Below are 18,752 nucleotides of genomic sequence, written 5' to 3'. Positions count from 1 at the left end.
TTTGTCGTTTTCTGATCACTGACGCTTAGTGGGAAACAGCTTCAACATTGACCTGAAAATCAAAGCTGAGGCTGTCATTTACCAACTCAACCTTCACAATTCCCCCGTCAACCAGTGAACCGAACAGGATCTCGTTGGCCAGGGGTTTCTTGAGGTGCTCCTGGATCACCCGCCCCATCGGTCTGGCGCCCATGGCTCTGTCATATCCCTTCTCTGCCAACCAGTGGCGGGCACGCTCGGACACCTCGAGAGAAACTCCCTTCGCATCCAGTTGAACCTGCAATTCGACAATAAACTTGTCGACCACCTGATGAATCACCGTCATATCGAGATGGTTGAACCAGATGGTGTGATCAAGCCGGTTACGAAACTCCGGACTGAAGGTCTTGTTGATCACCGCCATGGCATCGTGGCTCAAATCCTGTTGCTGGAAGCCAATCGATTTACGCTGGGTCTCCTGCACACCGGCGTTGGTAGTCATGACCAAAATCACGTTACGGAAATCCGCCTTGCGCCCGTTGTTGTCGGTCAGGGTGCCGTTGTCCATCACCTGCAACAGCAGATTGAATACGTCCGGGTGAGCTTTCTCAATTTCGTCAAGCAACACAACGGAATGAGGATGCTTGATCACCGCATCAGTCAGCAGACCACCCTGCTCAAAACCAACATAGCCGGGAGGCGCACCAATCAGACGTGAGACGGTGTGGCGCTCCATGTACTCGGACATATCAAAGCGCAGCATCTCCACCCCCAGCGCCTTGCCCAACTGCTGGGTAACCTCGGTCTTGCCCACCCCGGTCGGGCCAGCAAAGAGGAAGCAACCTACCGGGCGACGCTCGTTACCCAAACCTGAACGAGAGAGGCGAATTGCATCCGTCAGCACCTCAATGGCTTTATCCTGACCAAAGACCACCATCTTCAGATTGCGCTCCAGGTTCTTCAACACTTCTTTATCTGAAGAGGAGACTGATTTTTCCGGAATGCGGGCGATCTTGGCCACAATGGACTCAATTTCCTGCACATTGATCACTTTCTTGCGCTTGCTCGCCGGCAGCAACCGTTGACCGGCACCCGCCTCGTCGATCACGTCGATCGCCTTGTCGGGCAAGTGACGATCATTGATATACTTGGCAGAGAGCTCGGCAGCTGCACGGATCGCCTTGGCGGTATAGCGCACGCCGTGGTGAGCTTCATAGCGGCTCTTGAGCCCCATCAGGATACGGGTCGTGTCATCAATAGTCGGCTCGACAATATCGATCTTCTGGAAGCGACGGGCCAGCGCACGGTCTTTCTCGAAGATCTGGGCGTACTCCTGATAAGTGGTGGATCCCACACAGCGGAGCAAACCATTGGAGAGCAGCGGCTTGATCAGGTTGGCGGCATCCAGCTGACCACCGGAAGCAGCACCGGCACCAATGATGGTATGGATCTCGTCGATAAAGAGGATGGCCCCTTCCTGACGCTCAATCTGCTTGAGCAGTACCTTGAGGCGCTTCTCGAAATCACCACGGTATTTGGTGCCCGCCAGCAGAGAACCCATATCCAGCGAATAGATGGTACTGCCCGCAATCACCTCGGGGACATCCCCCTTGACGATGCGATAAGCCAAGCCTTCGGCAATAGCAGTTTTGCCCACACCCGCTTCACCCACCAGCAGCGGGTTGTTCTTGCGACGACGGCAGAGCACCTGAATGGTACGATTGAGCTCCTGATCACGGCCAATCAGCGGATCGATGCGCCCTTCCAGCACCAGCTGGTTCAGGTTGGTGGCAAAGCTCTCGATCTGGGCGGCCGAGACATCATCATCAGACTCGGGATTGTTATTGCTGCCGAGATCCGGCTTGCTGTCCTTGCGCACACCGTGGGAGAGGAAATTGACGACGTCGAGACGGCTGATCTCGGCTTTTTTCAGGAAATAGGCAGCTTGTGACTCCTGCTCACTGAAGATAGCGACCAGCACGTTGGCGCCGCTGACTTCGGTATTGCCGGAGGATTGCACATGGAAGACGGCACGCTGCAACACGCGCTGGAAGCCCAGTGTCGGCTGGGTTTCACGATCTTCATCGTCGCGCGGTATGAGCGGAGTAGTTTGGGTGATGAATGCGCGGATCTCCTTGCGCATCTGCTCGACATCGGCACCACAGGAGCTCAGCGCCTCATGGGCTGAACTGTTATCCAGAAGGGCTAACAACAGGTGCTCGACGGTCATGAATTCGTGGCGCTCGTCACGGGCCAGTTTGAAAGCCTCGTTCAGCGTCTTTTCTAGATCTTTATTCAACATAGGCACCTCCCCTAGTACAGCTACAATGTGGTGTCACACTCGCCATCAAGTCATCAGATTCAAGCCTTTTCCATAGTACAGAGCAGTGGATGTTCGTTGTTACGTGCATAGGTGTTGACCTGGACAACCTTGGTTTCGGCGATCTCTGCGGTAAACATGCCGCAGACACCCTTACCACTATAATGCACACTCAGCATGACCTGAGTCGCCTTGTCCAAATCCATACCAAAGAACTTTTGCAGCACCTCCACCACAAACTCCATGGGCGTGTAGTCATCGTTGTTCAACACAACCTTATACATGGGTGGCGGCTGCAGCTTTGTTTTCTCTGCTTCTGCAATCTCTTCATTAGCAAAGAGTTCTTTCTGCTTGCTCATAATCGCGCTTTGGTACCTCTAGATTACTACCGTCTAACACAAGGTTGTCAATAGACTTGTTAACCAGATCACATCAGCTGTTAACAACTTCTTGACTCGCTCAAAAGTTAGACTAGATTGGTTACTTGCTAATCTGTGCCCGTCTGCTATGGGCCCATGTCCCTAGTTATAAAGGGCTGGCGCAGGTTACTCAACGACTTCTGGGTAATCAATAAAAGGATGTAGAAGTATGGCAACCGGCACAGTTAAGTGGTTTAACAACGCAAAAGGATTTGGGTTTATCTGTCCGGAAGGGGGCGGTGAGGATATCTTCGCTCACTACTCCACGATTCAAATGGAGGGCTACAAGACCCTGAAAGCGGGTCAGGCTGTCAATTTTGAACTGCAACAGGGGCCGAAAGGAAATCACGCCTCTGTGATTGTGCCAAACGAAGCACAAAATATGTAAATAACACCCGTTGGATAAATAAAAAACCGGTTCCTCTCTGAGCAACCGGTTTTTTATTGTCAGATTTCTGGCGAGTCCTGCCTCCTCACGGGATCACAGAGTTATCGCCAGCCTGATCAGTCGTGATATTCACTACAGGCGATCAGGGTATTTTCCATCAGGCTGGCGACCGTCATCGGGCCCACGCCACCGGGTACCGGGGTAATGAAGGAGGCATGGCTGCGCGCCGTCTCAAACTCCACATCCCCGACCAGCGAGCCATCAGCCAGGCGATTGATGCCTACATCGATTACCAGTGCCCCCGGTTTGATCCACTCGCCAGGAATGAAGTTGGGCTTGCCGACCGCAACAACCAGCAGATCGGCACGGCGAACCTGCTCTTCCAGATCCCGGGTAAAGCGGTGACAGGTCGTGGTTGTGCAGCCAGCCAGCAACAATTCGAGGGTCATGGGACGCCCCACTATGTTGGACGCTCCCACCACGACCGCATGCAGACCATGTGTCTTCACGCCGGTGGTCTCGATCAGTGTCATGATCCCTTTCGGAGTGCAGGGGCGCAGCGCCGGAATACGTTGGGCCAGACGGCCGACGTTATACGGGTGAAATCCATCTACATCCTTGTCAGGCTGGATCCGCTCCAGCACCTGAGTGGTATCAAAGTGATCCGGCAACGGCAACTGAACCAGAATGCCATCTACGTGGCTATCCGAATTCAGCTGGTCGATCAGCGCCAGCAGCTCTTCCTGACTGGCAGTGGCACTCAGATCATAGGAGCGGGAGAGAAAACCCACCTCCTCGCACGCCCGACGTTTGCTGCCGACATAGACCTGAGAGGCTGGATCCGCCCCCACCAGAATGACTGCCAGCCCTGGAGCCCGTTTCCCTGCCGCCAACCGCTGTTGGACTTGCGCCGCGACCTGGCTGCGAATCGTTTGCGCAACCTGTTTTCCATCTATGATTTTGGCAGACATCGTTCTCCACTCACCATGTGTTCAACTGCCGCGCATTGTCGCATTTTTTTAGCCGGGATGTTAGCGGCAGACGCACGCCAGACCTGTAGCGGGCAATAAGTAGGCACTTGAATTTACTGGGGGAAAAAGTCGTTGACGCTGGCCCTTACGCTTGGCTATGATGCCCGCCCGTTACCCAGTACGACTCTTGTCGATATGCTGGTCAGGGATTTTCGGTGATTAGCGCAGCCCGGTAGCGCATCTGGTTTGGGACCAGAGGGTCAAAGGTTCGAATCCTTTATCACCGACCATGTTCATCGACTCGTCCCTAAGACGTGTTGATACAAAGCGCCCTTAGCTCAGTTGGATAGAGCAACGGCCTTCTAAGCCGTGGGTCGCAGGTTCGAATCCTGCAGGGCGCGCCATTGATGCTCTCCTTTTCTTCTGGATTGGCGAGTGTTGATGAAGATTTTAGTGGTGGCTGTAGCTCAGTTGGTAGAGTCCCGGATTGTGATTCCGGTTGTCGTGGGTTCGAGCCCCATCAGCCACCCCATTATTCTGTCGATAATCGCCGTAAGGTGATGTCCATCGACTTGGTGCAGTGACCTTCTGGTCTACACCACAAAAAAACCGGCCTTGGCCGGTTTTTTTGTTTTTACGCCCGACAGCGCCTTGCCTTGTCTACAAGGCCATCATCCTCTAGATCGATAAACGCGGCTCTGCCCATTTGTCACGATTCGCGCCTCCCCATCGATACACACAGCCACACTCCCCCACGCACCAGCCTGCCCGGTTCTTTTTCTGTATTTCCCAAGCGCCATTGATATGCTGATCGCTCTTCTTCTCTCCTGCTTCCCGTTGGAGCTTTTCTATGCAACGCATTCTTTTTGTCGAAGATGATCCCGAGATTGGCCAGCTCATCAGCAGTTGGCTCGGCCGCCACGATATGGAAGTGATCCTCGAGCCCAGAGGGGACATGGCGCTGGCCCGGATCGAGGCCGAACAGCCCGATCTGGTGCTGCTCGATATCATGTTGCCGGGGCAAGATGGCATGTCCCTCTGTCGGGATCTGCGGCCGCGCTTCGACGGCCCCATCGTAATGCTCACCTCGCTGGATAGCGACATGAACCAGATCCTGAGTCTGGAGCTGGGCGCCAACGACTACATCCTTAAAACCACCCCGCCCCCCGTGCTACTGGCCAGACTGAGGGTGCAGTTTCGCCAGCACCAGCAAGCATCAACCCAACCGGCAGCCACCAGCAGCGTTCCCCAGCAGCTGCAATTTGGTCGGCTGCGGGTGGATGGCCCGGGGCGAGATGTGCGCCTCGATGGCGAGAGCATTGCCCTCTCGACCGCCGACTTTGATCTGCTGTGGGAGCTCGCCTGCCACGCGGGCCAAATCTTGAGTCGGGAAGCCCTCTTTCGCAGCTTGCGCGGCCGGGAGTACGACGGTCAGGATCGCAGCATGGATGTGGCCATCTCCCGCCTGCGCCGCAAACTGGGTGATAACCCCGACAACCCGACCCGGATCAAGACGGTGCGACAGAAAGGCTACCTCTTCGTCCCCCACGCCTGGGAATAACCCTCTTTCGGGAGCACCGCCATGCGCCGCCTCTTTATCCAGTTCTATCTGTTGCTGATCGGCTGCTTCACCCTGGCCATCCTGCTGGTTGGTGTGGTCTATCAGGTGACCGCCGAACGGGCGGGTGATCGCTATCTCGAACGCATGATGCAGGGCTCTCTTGGCCTGTTGACCGGCGAGTTGGCAAGAACCCCGCCACAGCGCTGGCCCGATCGGCTGGCCGAGCAGAGCAGTCAGTTTACCCTCCCCCTCAAGATCGGTGAGCTGACACGCCAGCCCCTGGCCAGCGAGGATCAAGCCTTTCTGGCCGCCGGCAACATTGTCATCGTTGAGGAGGATGACACCTTCCTGCAGCGCATCCCCGATACCGATCGGGTGCTGATTGTCGGCCCGGTTCCCTACCTCTCCTACCTGCACGAGCTGCACTGGGTCGATGTGGGGCTGCTGCTGGGGATCGGCCTATCCCTCGGCCTGCCCATCCTTCTGTGGTTGCGTCCCCACTGGCGCGGCTTGCAGCAGTTGGAGCAAACCGCACGTCGCGTGGGCGATGGGGATCTCTCCTGCCGAACCAATCTGCCACCGGGCAGCAGCCTGGCCCGGGTGGGACGCACCTTCGATCAAATGGCGACCCAATTGCAGGCCATGATTGCCAGCCGCAAGCAACTGACCGATGCCATCGCCCACGAGTTGCGCACCCCGCTGGTCCGGTTGCGCTATCGGCTTGCCATGCTCGATCCTGCCCCTGCCGAGCAGGAGCAGCAGGCGCTGGAGCGAGATCTGGGATCGCTGGACGCTCTGATCGAAGAGATGCTCACCTACGCCAAGCTGGACAGGCCGGAGCTGCCGTTGCAGCAGGACGAGCTGGAGCTCAGTCACTGGGCACAAGCGCATCTTGGCGACTGGCAAGCGCTGGTCCCCGAAAAGAAGCTCACCCTCGATCTGCCGCAACGCTACATGCCCTGGTGCGGCGATCAGCGTCTGCTGACGCGCGCGGTGGAGAACCTCATCGGCAATGCTCTGCGCTACGCCGAGAGCGAGGTTACCCTCTCCATCTCGCGGCTGCAGGAGAACTATCTGCTGGAGGTGAGCGACGATGGACCGGGGATCGATCCGGCGCTGGCGCCCCAGATCTTCGAGCCGTTCGTACGCCTTGATCAAAGCCGGGATCGTCGCACCGGCGGCACTGGTTTGGGACTGGCCATCGTGCGCAGCATTGCCCGTCATCACGGGGGCGATGTGGCGCTGCAGGCCAGTGACCACGGCGCCCGCTTCTGCCTCACCCTGCCTGTACATTTGGATACAAACCGTCACCAACCGCTCACTGAAGGGCCACCGCAACCGTCATAGGATGACTGTCATGGAGAACGCTCCATAACATCAACCCGAATAAGGAAATTGAACATGAAAAAGATCATTCCCCTGACCCTGGCTGCCGTCTTCGCTCTCACCTCCGGTTTCACCATGGCGGCCACCCCGACCAAGACAGCCACACCGCAGGCGACCCAGACCAAGGTGGTGAAAAAACACCATAAAGCCACCCACGCCAAGACCCCTGCCGTCAAAGTCGCACCGAAAACCAAGTGATCCAAGCGGTCACTGGATAGCACAGAGGGAGGCTGACGCCTCCCCTTCCATCTCTTCCCGAAATTTTCCTGACGAGCGCCTCCCTCGTCCAAACCGGATCCACGACCCGGCTCCCCCTTTGCGGGAAACGGTCAATGACCACAGGAACATGGCATGTGGCGTCATCTGCTTAAATGGCTAGGCCCCTTGTGCAGCTTGTTGCTGCTCGGCACCGCACTGACCGTGCTGTATCACCTGACTCAGGCATGGCACTGGCACGATATTCGTGTGGCTATCTGGTCCCAACCCCTGCCGCGACTGGCGGGCGCCCTGTTGCTGACCCTGCTCAGTTATGGTTGTCTCTGTAGCTATGACATGCTGGCGCTCCATGCGCTGGGCAAGCGCCTTCCCTGGCAACAGGTCAGCATCACCTCCTTTATCGCCTACACCTTCTCCAACACCCTGGGATTTGCCCTGCTGACCGGTACCTCGGTACGCTATCGCCTCTACTCCGCACTGGGGCTCGCCACCGGAGAAGTGGCCCGCGTGGTGCTGTTCTGCTCCATCACTTTTTTCCTCGGCCTGCTGGCGTGGGAAGGTGGCGCCCTACTGACCTGCGATGTATCACAGCTGCTGCCTGACTGGCCGCAGTGGGCAGATACCCTGCTCAGGCTGGCGGGCATGATGGCTCTGCTGTTGGTGGCCTGCTACCTCTGCTGGCCCACACACCGTCTCTCCTGGCGCGAACACACCCTGACCCTGCCCGGTTTCAAGGTTCGTCTGTCGCAGCTGCTGGTCGCGCTGGCTGACTGGATGGCCGCCGCCGCCGTACTGTTTGTGCTGCTGCCCGCATATAGCGTCCCCTACCCTGTGCTGCTCAGTGCCTTCGTGCTGGCCAGCTTCCTCGGAGTACTGGCCCACGTGCCGGGCGGGATCGGCGTGTTCGAAGCGAGCATGAGCCTGCTGCTGGCTAACTACCTGCCAACCGACAAGCTGCTCGCCTCGCTGCTGCTCTACCGCTGCATCTATTATCTGCTTCCCTTTCTCTGTGCCCTGCTGCTCTTTACCAGCCAGGAGATGTTGCAACAAAAAGCGCGCTGGCAGCGGCTACAGGGGCTGATGAGCGCAGTGCGCGAATTTCTTCCCGCCCTTATCAGCATGGGCACCTTCGCCGCCGGCAGCCTGCTGCTCTGCTCGGGGATGATCCCGACCATGCGCAGCCACATCGAAGTGTGGCTGCAGGTGTTGCCGCTCCACCTACTGGAGCTCTCCCACGTGCTCGGCAGCGTGAGCGGTATCCTCCTGATCCTGCTGGCGCGCAGCCTCTATCGCCGTCACGACGCCGCGTTTCGCATCACCCAGCTGCTGCTGGCTCTGGGTATCGCCTTCTCCCTGCTCAAGGGGGGGGACTGGGAGTCAGCCCTGCTGCTTGGCAGTTTCCTGCTCATCATGACCCCCTGCCGCACCCTCTTCTATCGCAAGGGGTCGCTGCTCTATCCCCAGTACACCCCAGGCTGGCTCATTTCGGTCGGCGCCGTGCTGCTGGGGGCGCTGTGGCTGCTGCTCTTCTCCTATCGTCAGGTGGAGTATGACCACGCCCTCTGGTTCCACTTCTCGCCCCACGGTGGGGCGGCCCGCGGCCTGCGCGCCATGGGGAGCGTGGTGGCCGTGCTGGCCGTTGCCGGGGTTGCCCAGCTGCTTGCGCCGCTGCGCATGGTCGGCGAAAAGCCGGACAAGGAGACGCTGGCGCGCGCTCACGAGCTGGTGGTGCGCGAAGGGGGGATCCACGGCTATCTGGCCCAGTTGCAGGACAAGTCCCTGCTGTTCCACCCCGCCGGTGACGCCTTCCTGATGTATGGCATCGAGGGCAACAGCTGGATTGTGATGGGGGATCCGGTCGGTCGCCCCGAGCAGATCGAAGAGCTGCTCTGGCAATTTCGCGAGCGATGCGATGAACACGACGCCAATCCGGTCTTTTATCAGGTCTCGGCCCGCTATCTGCCGCTCTATCTGGAGCTGGGGCTGATCCCCTTCAAGCTTGGTGAAGAGGCGATGGTCGATCTGGCTACCTTCGATCTGGCGGGCAGCCGCCTGCGCAACCTGCGCCAGAGCCACGCCAAGGGCAAACGGGAAGGACTGACCTTCGAGGTAGTCGAGGCAGGTGCCGTGGCCCCCCTGCTGCCCAGATTGCAGACCGTCTCCGATACCTGGCTGCAGAGCAAGATGGGCAAGGAGAAGGGCTTCTCGGTCGGCCGCTTCGAGCCTGACTACCTGACCTTGAGCCCGGCTGCGCTGGTATGGCACGAGGGGCAGATTGTCGGCTTTGCCAACCTCTGGGTGAGCGATAACAAGGAGATGCTCTCCATCGATCTGATGCGCTACAGCCTGGATACCGGCACCGCTCCCATCATGGATTTTCTCTTTGTCGAGCTGCTGCTGTGGGGTAAGGCGCAGGGGTACGCCAGCTTCAATCTGGGGATGGCCCCCATGTCCGGCTTCAACGATCACCCGCTCAACAGCTACTGGGCCCGCCTTGGCAATACCCTGTTTGTGCGTGGCAGCCGTTTTTACAACTTTCAGGGGCTCAGACGCTACAAGGAGAAATTTTCGCCCCGCTGGGAACCCCGCTACCTGCTCTGCAGCAGCAAGCTGGTACTGCCTAGAACCCTGACTCACCTGATCACCCTGATTAGCCGCGGCCCGCTAGGGCTGATCAAGAAATAGGAGGATGGCCAATGAGAGCCCTGATATTGCTGTTACTCAGTCTCGTACTGCCCATCTCGTCATTTGCGGCGCACGCCGCCCCGGTCAAGGATGACCTGAGCCTGATTGAGCTGCCGGTCAAGCAGCCATCCGACGCCCCCATGGTGATCTTTCTCAGCGGCGATGGTGGCTGGGCAGCCCTCGACAAGGGGTTGAGCGCCCAGTTTCAGCTGCACGGCATGCCGGTCGTGGGCTGGAGCTCCCTCACCTACTACTGGAAGAAGAAAACCCCGGAGCAGGTGACCGCCGATCTGGAGCGGATCCTTGATGATTACCAGACTCGCTGGCAGCGCCCTCACTGGCTGCTGGTAGGCTTCTCGTTTGGTGCCGAGATTGTCCCCTTCGTCATCAACCGGTTGCCGGAGCACTATCGTCAGGGGCTGGTCGGGGCCGTGATGCTCTCCCCCTCCACCAGCTCGGACTTCGAGATCCACGTCAGCGATATGCTGACCCACAAGGTGCGCAGCTACCCGACCGAACCGCAGGTGAAAACCATCCGCGACCTGCCGATGCTCTGCCTGCAAGGAACCGATGACGATAACGGCGACCGCCTCTGCCCCCGTCTCAACCAACCCAACGTCACCAGCATCACCCTGCCGGGAGGACATCATTTTGACGATAACTACCCCCAGCTCTATCAGGCCATCACCAAGCATCTGAACCTGCCCCCGGATCCGCTGACTGTGGAGCATTAATCGGTATCACCACGGAATGCCTTTTAAGTACCGAGCAGGGCAAATCAGCGAGCAATGAAAAGGGCCTCTCTTGCGAGAGGCCCTTGTACTGAATTGGGCGGAAACTGTAAAAGGATCGACCAATGGGTTGGCCGTGGCGTCAAAGTCACCGAGGCTTTTCACTACGATTGCCCAAGCGGTTCAGCCAGATGCTGGGCTATCAACAATGAGGATTTGCATTCCTATGCTGGCAACCACTCGGGATTGCGCCATAAAACAAAAGCCCTGATGTTTCCATCAGGGCTTTGCAATGTGGCGGTGAGGGAGGGATTCGAACCCTCGATACGTTGCCGTATACACACTTTCCAGGCGTGCTCCTTCAGCCACTCGGACACCTCACCAAATTTTTGTCTGTGGGTTTAACGTGTTCAGCCAACACGGTGCTCACTGCGCTGTTGCGCTGGAACGGGGCGTAATTTAGGGGAAAGCCCCGCCCGCGTCAATGGCTTTTTTCACCTGGCGAACCGTTCGAACACTTAATGCACAGATTCCGGTGCGACCTGGATTTCCGGCAGGTTGAGGAAGCCGGAACGTTCGCATTCGGCAACCAGTTCGTGGGTTGCGGCGATGGTGCTTTGCACGAACAGCAGGAACTGCTCGACGCTGAGTCCGGCCTTGGTAAAGACGGTGTGGCCGACCACCAGCCGCGGCAGGTTGTCATCGATGATATCGAGGAACACCTTGAGGGAGGGGTACTGCATATTGAGTCGGCCCAGTTCGGCAACCAGCGGCAGCATTGCGGAGGGGCGCACTTCCAGCTCGGAGGAGAACAGCAGGCCTTCCTCTTCCACGAAGATCCGGCTCTCCTGAATACCATCGACCGACTGCAAAGAGACAATGTGGATACCGTGACACTGGTCGCAGACATAGTGCTCGATACGAGCCTGTTGTAACCAACGCATTATCATTTCGGAGCTGGGGATATTCATCATTTCCACGACAAGATTGGGATCAAGGGGCGCAGTCTAAACCAATTTGCTATCAACAAAAAGCACGCCAACCCGATAACCCTGTGGCTCGCTTCTTTTTGGCAAGCGCTATGCATATACTCAGCCAAATCCACGATGACGCTTGCCCCACAGGGGGCCCCATGACTATCCAAGAAAAGTATCGCCTTCATCTGAAATCACTCTCGGATGAGCTGCTCACCCTGCAAAAACCCATCCGCATTCTGGATGCCATCAAATGGCCACGCCATCTGCAGGATCGCTTTCTGGCAAGCGGTGGCAGGGAGCTGCCCGCTATCGACAGGCACTTCTATGATGCCCTCCCCCTCGGCTTCGATCCGCGCAACAAGTATCTGGAGCTCAAGGAGCTGCGGGACCGGATCCGCAGAAAGTTGGGGCCACAGGACGATCTTGGCCGGATCCTGCAAGAGACGGTTGATCAGTACATGGTGGTGATCGAGATGCTGCGCCAGCGCGGCCAACCCGATTTTCAGCGTTACAGCCAGCTGCTTTATGGCTCTGCCAGCGATCACCTGCGCGGGGATCGCAAGACTCTCAAGGAGCTGGGCGCCCGCCTGTGCGATATCTTCTCCCTGCCCGGCGCCCGCCATCTGGTGCGCCCCTACCCCAAGGAGTTCGAAGGAGAGGCCGCGGTCGCCAAACTGCAGGGCAAGCTGTCGAGCTACTTCAGTGACGGCACTGTGCAGGTGAAGCTGAGCGATGGGATTGTCTCCGATGCCGCTGCCGGTGGCGACTACATCAAGCTCAACTCCCACGCCCGTTTCTCCGAGCTGGACTTGCAGGTGCTGGAGGTGCACGAGGGGTGGGTCCATGTCGGCACCACCCTCAACGGTCGCCAGCAGCCCTATGCCACTTGGCTGAGCGCCGGTTCACCGCGGATCACCGCCTGTCAGGAGGGGCTGGCTGTCCTGATAGAGACCCTCACCTTCAGCTCCTTTCCGGATCGGGCCAAGCGCATCTCCGATCGGGTGATGGCCATCGACATGGCCGAGCGCGGCGCCGATTTTATCGAGGTGTTTAAGCACTTCGTACAGCAGGGCACCAGCGAGCACGACGCCTACAAGATCACCCAGCGGGTCTTTCGTGGCGGCATGGTGGGCGGCGGCGCCTGTTTTACCAAGGATCTCTCCTACGTGCGTGGCTATGTGGAGACGGTCAACTTTATCCGCAGCGCCGTGCTGGAAGGGGTGCCCGAGATCCTGCCAATGCTGTTTGTCGGCAAGGTGACGCTTGATGATATTCCGGTACTCTATCAACACTATCTGGAGGGGCTGATTGCCGCCCCCCGCTATTTGCCGCCGATGTTTCGCGATCTCACCGGCCTCTATGTCTGGTTCGGTTTTGCCTCCGGCATGTCGCTGGTGGATATCGGCCGGGTACAGCACCATTTTCGCCAGCTATTTCAACGCCTGCCGGTGGCCGACCCCATCATTGCGCCGGTGGATATCGAGATAGACTGAACCACAGCGATACAAGTTGGGGAAAATAAAAAGGGCGCCAGATGGACGCCCTTCTCGACGATTCAAATATCGCAGCCGAATTACTTGTAGGCCCGACCTTCCAGATAGTGTTTGCGGCACAGTGACACATAGCGATCGTTGCCACCGATCTCCACCTGCTCGCCATCACGCATCACCTGACCCGCCTCGTTGACCCGGGAGTTCATGTGAGCCTTGTTGCCGCACCAGCAGATGCTCTTCAGCTCTTCAAACTTGTCGGCCAGACAGAGCAGATGGTATGAGCCCGGGAACAGCTCGCCGCGAAAATCGGTCTTGAGGCCATAGGCCATCACCGGAATATCCTGCTCATCGACGATGCGGGCCAGCTGGTAGACCTGCTCACGGGTCAGGAACTGGGCCTCGTCCACGATAAAGACATCGATATGTTTCTTCGCATGACGCTCTTTCACCATTTCAAACAGATCACAGCTGTCGCTGAACACGTCCACCTTCAGTTCAAGACCTACCCGGGCACTGATCACCCCGACCCCGAAACGGTCATCGATGGCTGGCGTCATCGCCAGAGGATGCATGCCCCGCTCCAGATAGTTGAAGTGCGCCTGAATGAGCTGGGTGGATTTGCCTGAATTCATGGTGGCAAATTTGTAGTGCAGTGAAGCCATGATACTGTTCCGAAACTGAATTTATGGGGCGCATGCTAACCAAAGCCCCTGACAAAACCAAGGGGCCCGCGGGCCCCTTGCTCTATAAATGTTACGCGGTGGCCAGCGCTGGCCGCGCTTTGGCCTTTTTCAGGTGATAGCTGGTAAAGAGCACAAACCAGAGGGCACTGACACTGAAACCGGCCAGGCTGGAGTGCATCAAGCCCATCGCCAGGTAACCGATGGCCGCACCGAAGGCAATGGCCAGTGCATAAGGCAGCTGGGTCATCACGTGATCGATGTGATGGCAACCGGCACCGGTGGCAGAGAGGATGCTGGTGCTGGAGATGGGCGAGCTATGATCCCCGAACACCGAGCCAGCCAGTACCGCGGCCAGCATCGGCAACATCAGGCTGATGTCGCTGGCGGCAGCCATGTCGCCGGCCAGTGGCAGCATGATGCCGAAGGTTCCCCAGCTGGTGCCGGTGGCAAACGCCATAGCACAGGAGAGGATAAAGACCACGGCAGGCAGCACTTCGATCGGCAGGTTGCCGTTAGCCAGCGAAGCCAGGTACTTGCCAGTCTCCACATCACGCACCACGGCACCTATGGTCCAGGCGAACAGCAGGATGTTGATGGCCGGCAGCATGGCCATGACGCCTTGTGGCGCGGCCTTGATCCAGTTCTTGGCACCCAGCTTCAGACGCATCGCCAGACCGATGGAGACCACCAGACTGCACAGGGCACCGTAGACCAGCGAAGAGCCGACGTTGGTGTTTTCGAACGAGCCGAGCACGCTGAACGGCAGCCCTTTCTCGCTCAGCACCGCAGCACCGGAATCAATCATGAAATAGATGGTGGCCGCAGTCAGGGTCAGGATCGGCAATACCATGTCGATCATGCCGCCGTTGCTCTCTTCCGGGCTCTCCATATCCAGACCGATGGGGCGGCCCTTGGACTCATCCCACAGCTTGCCTTCCAGCGCCCACGCTTCGTGTTGACGCATCGGGCCGATATCGAGCTGACAGGCGATCACCACCAGCACCATGATCAGGGTGAAGACGGCGTAAAGGTTCATCGGGATCATCTCGACAAACGCCGCGATGGGGCTCTGTTCGGTCAGACCGTGTGCCGCCATGATGCCGCCAACCAGGGCGATGATATAAGCCCCCCAGGAGGAGATGGGCATCAGCACGCAGACCGGCGCCGCGGTGGAGTCCAGCAGATAGGCCAGTTTGGCACGAGAGATCTGGAAGCGGTCGGTCACCGGACGGCAGATGGCCCCCACCGACAGGCTGTGGAAGAAGTCATCGATAAAGAAGGCAAACACCATCATGCCAGTCAGGGCTTTGGCGCCCTTGCGGGTCTTGGCACGACGCTCGGCCCACTCGGCAAAGGCACGGGTCGCCCCGGAGACGCTCATCAGGCTGATGAGGCCACCCAGCAGCAGCATAAACAGGATCATGTTGACATTGTCACGATTGAGCGCGCCATCGACCCAGAAGATCTTGAGCACGGTATTCAACATGTAATGCAGGGATTCGAGGGGTGAAAACTGATTGAGCAGCAAACTGCCGGTGACGATGCCCACACCAAGGGACAGCAGCACGCGGCGGGTCATGATCGCCAGCGCGACAGCCAACAGGGGGGGAAGAACGGACCAACCGGAGTCGGCGAAATGACTAATGTCCATGATCTCTTTGCACCTAAAGATTACAGGTGGAGATCTACCGAGAGGATCTAAAGAAACAAAACCTATGGGGAGGTTATACTCCTCAGCCCCTTCAGGTAGCGCTCCATAGTGGATGACTATGGCAGTCCTGCACCTATTAGATGCAGAACCAGCAGCCCGGTATGATGGCCTGGCCACTTCGGCGCTGACTCCTTTCCTTGTGCATCACAGGCATCACCCTCCGCACAAATACTCATAGGCAGCGCGCCTCTACTTAAAGGTATTCGCCGCACATTTTATCGAGATGGCAGCTTATAGCAAGTTTTTTGATTAAATAATCATAATAAACAAATCAAGGTCGGAAAATGGTAGTCAAATGATGCAACAACGCCAACTTTGACGCTATTTTCACCTACTGCGGCTTCATTGGCATCCAATCACCAAGCCTATTGCAGGCCATATTAAATATCTGTATTGATGTTCCCCACGGATATAATATTTAACCCGGCTTGACTTATTTAAATCACCAAGCAAGAATCAGCTGGAACATAATATTTTTCTCTGACTCGACGTGGTAACTCCTATGAATGAATTTTTAAAGGTACTGCTTAATATCCGCAGTCTGCGTGCGACCTGCCGCGAGCTTTCTCTGGAACAACTGGAAGAGGCACTGGAAAAACTCTCTACTATCGTTGCTGAACGTCAGCAAGATGAAGCTGCCGAGCGTCAGGCCCGTGAAGAGCATCTGCGGAAAATTAACGAATATAGCGAAATGCTGAAAGCCGCCGGTATTGACCCGGCAGAATTGGTAAGCGCTGTCGCTACCAACCCCGGCAAATCAGAAAAAGGCAAGCGGGCGCCACGTCCGGCCAAATATCGCTATCAGGATAATGGCGTAGAGAAAACCTGGACCGGCCAGGGCCGTATGCCTTCGGTCATTGCCAGCGCAGTGGCAGCAGGCAAATCACTGGAAGACTTTGCTATCTGATCTCAATCTCGTTGCTAATAAAAAACCTCGCCAAGGCGAGGTTTTTTATTGCCGCTTAAACGTGAAATATCAGATAGCTGATTGCGGGCGATCTGCTGCCTTGACCCACAGCACTTCACGCTCCCCTGCCACGCAGATGAGATAGCGGGCAACGGTAAAGAACCAGTCACTCATCCGGTTCAGATAGGGCAGCACCTCGGGATTGACCCGCTCTTCCCGGCTCAATGTCAGCAGCAAGCGCTCGCAATGACGCACCAGAGTGCGCACCACATGCGCTTGCGCCGCAGCACGGGAACCACCGGGCAATATAAATTGGCGCAGCGGTGGCAATGGCTCACTATAACGATCTATCTGCTGTTCAAGGCGAGTTGTCCAAGCGGCATTAACCTGCCAAATCGATTCATTCTGGGCGTCGCTGGAGAATGCCAACTCGCCCCCCAGATCAAACAACTCCTGTTGCAACAGCTGTAAATCAGCCAATAAGCCGACCTCTTGCGATGGGACGTCACAAATCAACAAACCAATATGGGAGTTGAGCTCATCGATATAACCGTAGGTCTCGACCCGCAAATGATCCTTGGGCAATGGGATACCATCGGCCAGCCGGGTCATGCCCTTGTCGCCCTGCCTCGTATATATTCTCATACCGACATCCTGTTAATAATGGGAATAATCATGGACTCGAGTCCATTGAGTTTGATTTCGTAAGCCAACGCTAGCGTCTGGCCCAATTTACCCGCCGGAAAACCGCTGCGCGCCATCCACACCAGATAGGGCTCGGGAATATCGATGATACGTCGACCCTGATATTTACCGTAAGGCATCTTGTTGGTCAGGGTCAGCAGTACCTGTTCGTCGGATAGCCAATCCATATTAATCGATATCCAGATATTTATGAGTCTGGATTGAGAGTCGCCAGTTACGCGCGATACAGGTATCCATCGCCAATTGGGTGGCCCGTGGTTTCTGGCTGATCGGCTGCAAGGCAATGACCACGTCCGGGCGCAGGGTAGCGGTAGCGAGCAGCGCATCCAGCTCTTCAATATGGTGCTCGGTGGCCACCGGATGCTTGATCTCGTTGGCCCGCTCCAGCGCCGAGACCAGCACAGGCAGCCCCCCTTTCATACCGATCTTGGGGGAGACGGTTACCCAAGTCTGCTCATGAGTCTTGATCTCGCTGGTGCCACTGGTTTCAATCTGCACCTGATAACCCGCCGCCAGTAATGCTGACGAGAGTTCGTGCAGATCGTAGAGGCAGGGTTCCCCACCGGTGATCACCACATGGCGTGCCTGATAACCCAGATCGCCAAAGCTCTTGATAATCTGCGCGGTGCTGAGTTGGCTCCAGCAATCGGATTCGTTGGAACCATCCAGTACCGCCGCCTTACCCACTTCACGAGCCGGATCAACAACCCAGGTATGACGGGTATCGCACCAGGGGCAGCCCACCGGGCAACCCTGCAGGCGAACAAAGATGGCGGGCAGGCCGGTAAAGATGCCCTCCCCCTGGATGGTCTGGAAAATCTCGTTGATTGGGTAGTGCATCTCGATCACGGCTTGTTGCAAAAGTCGCGGATTATACCCCAAGCCACGGCAAGACGCAGGCTCACTCTGCGCTTTTCTCGCCCAGCCCGGTTTTCTCAAACAGTCTGGCCATGATACCCGCCTTGTCGGCCAGATAGTTGTTCAGACCGCGACTGCGCAGTTCACACGCAGGACACGTGCCGCAACCGTCACCGGCAATGCCGTTGTAGCAGGTCAGGGTCTGCTGGCGCACCGTGTCGAGGTGACCATAGTGATCCGCCAGTGCCCAGGTTTCGGCCTTGTCGAGCCACATCAAGGGAGTTTCAAAACGGATGCCGCGATCCAGCCCCAGCGACACCGCCTGATTGAGGGCCTTGACAAACTCGTCACGGCAATCGGGATAGCCGGAGAAGTCGGTCTCGCAGACACCGGTGATCACCGCTTCGGCGCCCACCTGATAGGCATAGATGGAAGCCAGGGTCAGGAACAGGATATTGCGACCCGGCACGAAGGTGTTGGGTAGGCCATTATCCTGCAGCTCGCAGCTGACCGGGATGTCGTCACGGGTCAGGGCAGAGACCGCCAGCTCATTGAGCAGCGTCACATCCATCACCTTGTGGGCGGCGATCCCCAGAGCACTGCCCAGACGACGCGCGGTGTCGATCTCTTCCCGATGGCGCTGGCCATAGTCGAAGGTGATGGCGTGCACTTCATCATACCGGGCCAATGCCTGTACCAGACAGGTGGTGCTGTCCTGACCGCCACTGAAAACCACGACTGCTTTTTTCATCTTGATAACTC

General features: G+C 57.4%; 18 protein-coding genes, 4 tRNA genes and 1 riboswitch. Of the genes, 11 read left to right on the top strand and 11 right to left on the bottom strand.

Annotated elements, in window-relative coordinates; translation table 11 throughout:
* Nucleotides 1-25: 25 nt before the first annotated feature.
* The gene (gene clpA, locus G5533_RS12180; protein ID WP_005337110.1) at nucleotides 26-2,281 is read right to left on the bottom strand and encodes an ATP-dependent Clp protease ATP-binding subunit ClpA; all 2,256 of its coding nucleotides are present in this window, start codon (nucleotides 2,279-2,281) and stop codon (nucleotides 26-28) included.
* Nucleotides 2,282-2,340: 59 nt separating this feature from the next.
* On the bottom strand, nucleotides 2,341-2,658 hold the full coding sequence (gene clpS / locus G5533_RS12175) for an ATP-dependent Clp protease adapter ClpS (protein ID WP_005337111.1): 318 nt from the start codon (nucleotides 2,656-2,658) through the stop codon (nucleotides 2,341-2,343).
* A gap of 229 nt (nucleotides 2,659-2,887) precedes the next feature.
* Here clpS and cspD point away from each other — a divergent pair, with 229 nt between their 5' ends.
* Entirely contained in the window at nucleotides 2,888-3,106 is a 219-nt protein-coding gene (gene cspD, locus G5533_RS12170) for a cold shock-like protein CspD (RefSeq protein WP_005300025.1), read from the top strand.
* Between the two features lie 116 nt (nucleotides 3,107-3,222).
* On the opposite strand, the gene folD is transcribed toward cspD, so the two are convergent.
* Nucleotides 3,223-4,077 carry a bifunctional methylenetetrahydrofolate dehydrogenase/methenyltetrahydrofolate cyclohydrolase FolD gene (gene folD, locus G5533_RS12165; protein ID WP_108613922.1) on the bottom strand — a complete coding sequence of 285 codons (855 nt, stop codon included), beginning with the start codon at nucleotides 4,075-4,077 and terminating at the stop codon, nucleotides 3,223-3,225.
* Nucleotides 4,078-4,290: 213 nt separating this feature from the next.
* Between folD and G5533_RS12160 the strand changes: the two genes are divergently transcribed.
* The 8 genes from G5533_RS12160 (at nucleotide 4,291) to G5533_RS12125 (ending at nucleotide 10,659) form a co-directional block, all read left to right on the top strand.
* Nucleotides 4,291-4,367, top strand: a tRNA-Pro gene (locus G5533_RS12160).
* Between the two features lie 37 nt (nucleotides 4,368-4,404).
* Nucleotides 4,405-4,481: transfer RNA gene (locus tag G5533_RS12155), tRNA-Arg, on the top strand.
* Nucleotides 4,482-4,533: 52 nt separating this feature from the next.
* Nucleotides 4,534-4,609: transfer RNA gene (locus G5533_RS12150), tRNA-His, on the top strand.
* Nucleotides 4,610-4,927: 318 nt separating this feature from the next.
* Entirely contained in the window at nucleotides 4,928-5,638 is a 711-nt protein-coding gene (rstA, locus tag G5533_RS12145) for a two-component system response regulator RstA (RefSeq protein WP_441254849.1), read from the top strand.
* Nucleotides 5,639-5,659: 21 nt separating this feature from the next.
* On the top strand, nucleotides 5,660-6,985 hold the full coding sequence (gene rstB / locus G5533_RS12140; protein ID WP_441254848.1) for a two-component system sensor histidine kinase RstB: 1,326 nt from the start codon (nucleotides 5,660-5,662) through the stop codon (nucleotides 6,983-6,985).
* Nucleotides 6,986-7,039: 54 nt separating this feature from the next.
* The gene (locus G5533_RS12135; protein WP_005337116.1) at nucleotides 7,040-7,222 is read left to right on the top strand and encodes a hypothetical protein; all 183 of its coding nucleotides are present in this window, start codon (nucleotides 7,040-7,042) and stop codon (nucleotides 7,220-7,222) included.
* Nucleotides 7,223-7,375: 153 nt separating this feature from the next.
* Nucleotides 7,376-9,925 (top strand): bifunctional lysylphosphatidylglycerol flippase/synthetase MprF, encoded by a 2,550-nt coding sequence (gene mprF, locus G5533_RS12130; RefSeq protein WP_441254847.1) that lies wholly within the window; start codon nucleotides 7,376-7,378, stop codon nucleotides 9,923-9,925.
* Nucleotides 9,926-9,936: 11 nt separating this feature from the next.
* Nucleotides 9,937-10,659 carry an AcvB/VirJ family lysyl-phosphatidylglycerol hydrolase gene (locus G5533_RS12125; protein ID WP_441254846.1) on the top strand — a complete coding sequence of 241 codons (723 nt, stop codon included), beginning with the start codon at nucleotides 9,937-9,939 and terminating at the stop codon, nucleotides 10,657-10,659.
* Between the two features lie 292 nt (nucleotides 10,660-10,951).
* Here the strand turns inward: G5533_RS12125 and G5533_RS12120 are convergent.
* Together G5533_RS12120 and G5533_RS12115 are read right to left on the bottom strand one after the other, a co-directional pair.
* Nucleotides 10,952-11,039 (bottom strand) — tRNA-Ser (locus tag G5533_RS12120).
* 135 nt (nucleotides 11,040-11,174) lie between these two features.
* Nucleotides 11,175-11,630: a YbjN domain-containing protein gene (locus G5533_RS12115; protein ID WP_005337119.1), complete on the bottom strand. Its 456-nt coding sequence runs from the start codon at nucleotides 11,628-11,630 to the stop codon at nucleotides 11,175-11,177.
* Nucleotides 11,631-11,788: 158 nt separating this feature from the next.
* Between G5533_RS12115 and G5533_RS12110 the strand changes: the two genes are divergently transcribed.
* The gene (locus tag G5533_RS12110) at nucleotides 11,789-13,126 is read left to right on the top strand and encodes a flavohemoglobin expression-modulating QEGLA motif protein (protein ID WP_216953395.1); all 1,338 of its coding nucleotides are present in this window, start codon (nucleotides 11,789-11,791) and stop codon (nucleotides 13,124-13,126) included.
* An 80-nt stretch (nucleotides 13,127-13,206) separates the two neighbouring features.
* Here G5533_RS12110 and G5533_RS12105 read toward each other — a convergent pair whose 3' ends face one another.
* Together G5533_RS12105 and G5533_RS12100 are read right to left on the bottom strand one after the other, a co-directional pair.
* Entirely contained in the window at nucleotides 13,207-13,788 is a 582-nt protein-coding gene (locus G5533_RS12105) for a thymidine kinase (protein ID WP_005337121.1), read from the bottom strand.
* A 91-nt stretch (nucleotides 13,789-13,879) separates the two neighbouring features.
* Nucleotides 13,880-15,460, bottom strand: a complete 1,581-nt coding sequence (locus G5533_RS12100; protein ID WP_421206536.1) for a Na+/H+ antiporter NhaC family protein — start codon at nucleotides 15,458-15,460, stop codon at nucleotides 13,880-13,882.
* An 88-nt stretch (nucleotides 15,461-15,548) separates the two neighbouring features.
* Nucleotides 15,549-15,720: riboswitch (Lysine riboswitch) on the bottom strand.
* A gap of 302 nt (nucleotides 15,721-16,022) precedes the next feature.
* On the opposite strand from G5533_RS12100, the gene G5533_RS12095 reads away from it, so the two are divergent.
* Nucleotides 16,023-16,427: an H-NS family histone-like protein gene (locus G5533_RS12095; protein WP_279490670.1), complete on the top strand. Its 405-nt coding sequence runs from the start codon at nucleotides 16,023-16,025 to the stop codon at nucleotides 16,425-16,427.
* Nucleotides 16,428-16,496: 69 nt separating this feature from the next.
* Here G5533_RS12095 and G5533_RS12090 read toward each other — a convergent pair whose 3' ends face one another.
* From G5533_RS12090 to queC, 4 genes are all read right to left on the bottom strand, one after another.
* The gene (locus tag G5533_RS12090; RefSeq protein ID WP_106844486.1) at nucleotides 16,497-17,072 is read right to left on the bottom strand and encodes a cob(I)yrinic acid a,c-diamide adenosyltransferase; all 576 of its coding nucleotides are present in this window, start codon (nucleotides 17,070-17,072) and stop codon (nucleotides 16,497-16,499) included.
* A complete protein-coding gene (locus G5533_RS12085; protein ID WP_005337126.1) occupies nucleotides 17,069-17,299 on the bottom strand; it encodes a DUF3820 family protein in 231 nt (76 codons plus the stop codon). Before G5533_RS12085 ends, G5533_RS12090 begins: the two co-directional genes overlap by 4 nt.
* A gap of 1 nt (nucleotide 17,300) precedes the next feature.
* Nucleotides 17,301-17,972: a 7-carboxy-7-deazaguanine synthase QueE gene (gene queE, locus G5533_RS12080; RefSeq protein ID WP_421206539.1), complete on the bottom strand. Its 672-nt coding sequence runs from the start codon at nucleotides 17,970-17,972 to the stop codon at nucleotides 17,301-17,303.
* A 61-nt stretch (nucleotides 17,973-18,033) separates the two neighbouring features.
* Entirely contained in the window at nucleotides 18,034-18,741 is a 708-nt protein-coding gene (queC, locus tag G5533_RS12075; RefSeq protein WP_005359893.1) for a 7-cyano-7-deazaguanine synthase QueC, read from the bottom strand.
* Nucleotides 18,742-18,752 lie beyond the last annotated feature (11 nt).

The organism is Aeromonas sp. A600620 (assembly GCF_029479985.1).
GTDB lineage: Bacteria > Pseudomonadota > Gammaproteobacteria > Enterobacterales > Aeromonadaceae > Aeromonas > Aeromonas veronii_A.
This window is presented reverse-complemented; position numbering and strand designations above follow the sequence as displayed.

Bases quoted from the DNA above. Each gene is read 5' to 3' on its own strand.
- clpA (WP_005337110.1), bottom strand. From the start codon at position 2,281: ATGTTGAATAAAGATCTAGAAAAGACGCTGAACGAGGCTTTCAAACTG.
- clpS (WP_005337111.1), bottom strand. From the start codon at position 2,658: ATGAGCAAGCAGAAAGAACTCTTTGCTAATGAAGAGATTGCAGAAGCA.
- cspD (WP_005300025.1), top strand. From the start codon at position 2,888: ATGGCAACCGGCACAGTTAAGTGGTTTAACAACGCAAAAGGATTTGGG.
- folD (WP_108613922.1), bottom strand. From the start codon at position 4,077: ATGTCTGCCAAAATCATAGATGGAAAACAGGTTGCGCAAACGATTCGC.
- rstA (WP_441254849.1), top strand. From the start codon at position 4,928: ATGCAACGCATTCTTTTTGTCGAAGATGATCCCGAGATTGGCCAGCTC.
- rstB (WP_441254848.1), top strand. From the start codon at position 5,660: ATGCGCCGCCTCTTTATCCAGTTCTATCTGTTGCTGATCGGCTGCTTC.
- G5533_RS12135 (WP_005337116.1), top strand. From the start codon at position 7,040: ATGAAAAAGATCATTCCCCTGACCCTGGCTGCCGTCTTCGCTCTCACC.
- mprF (WP_441254847.1), top strand. From the start codon at position 7,376: ATGTGGCGTCATCTGCTTAAATGGCTAGGCCCCTTGTGCAGCTTGTTG.
- G5533_RS12125 (WP_441254846.1), top strand. From the start codon at position 9,937: ATGAGAGCCCTGATATTGCTGTTACTCAGTCTCGTACTGCCCATCTCG.
- G5533_RS12115 (WP_005337119.1), bottom strand. From the start codon at position 11,630: ATGATGAATATCCCCAGCTCCGAAATGATAATGCGTTGGTTACAACAG.
- G5533_RS12110 (WP_216953395.1), top strand. From the start codon at position 11,789: ATGACTATCCAAGAAAAGTATCGCCTTCATCTGAAATCACTCTCGGAT.
- G5533_RS12105 (WP_005337121.1), bottom strand. From the start codon at position 13,788: ATGGCTTCACTGCACTACAAATTTGCCACCATGAATTCAGGCAAATCC.
- G5533_RS12100 (WP_421206536.1), bottom strand. From the start codon at position 15,460: ATGGACATTAGTCATTTCGCCGACTCCGGTTGGTCCGTTCTTCCCCCC.
- G5533_RS12095 (WP_279490670.1), top strand. From the start codon at position 16,023: ATGAATGAATTTTTAAAGGTACTGCTTAATATCCGCAGTCTGCGTGCG.
- G5533_RS12090 (WP_106844486.1), bottom strand. From the start codon at position 17,072: ATGAGAATATATACGAGGCAGGGCGACAAGGGCATGACCCGGCTGGCC.
- G5533_RS12085 (WP_005337126.1), bottom strand. From the start codon at position 17,299: ATGGATTGGCTATCCGACGAACAGGTACTGCTGACCCTGACCAACAAG.
- queE (WP_421206539.1), bottom strand. From the start codon at position 17,972: ATGCACTACCCAATCAACGAGATTTTCCAGACCATCCAGGGGGAGGGC.
- queC (WP_005359893.1), bottom strand. From the start codon at position 18,741: ATGAAAAAAGCAGTCGTGGTTTTCAGTGGCGGTCAGGACAGCACCACC.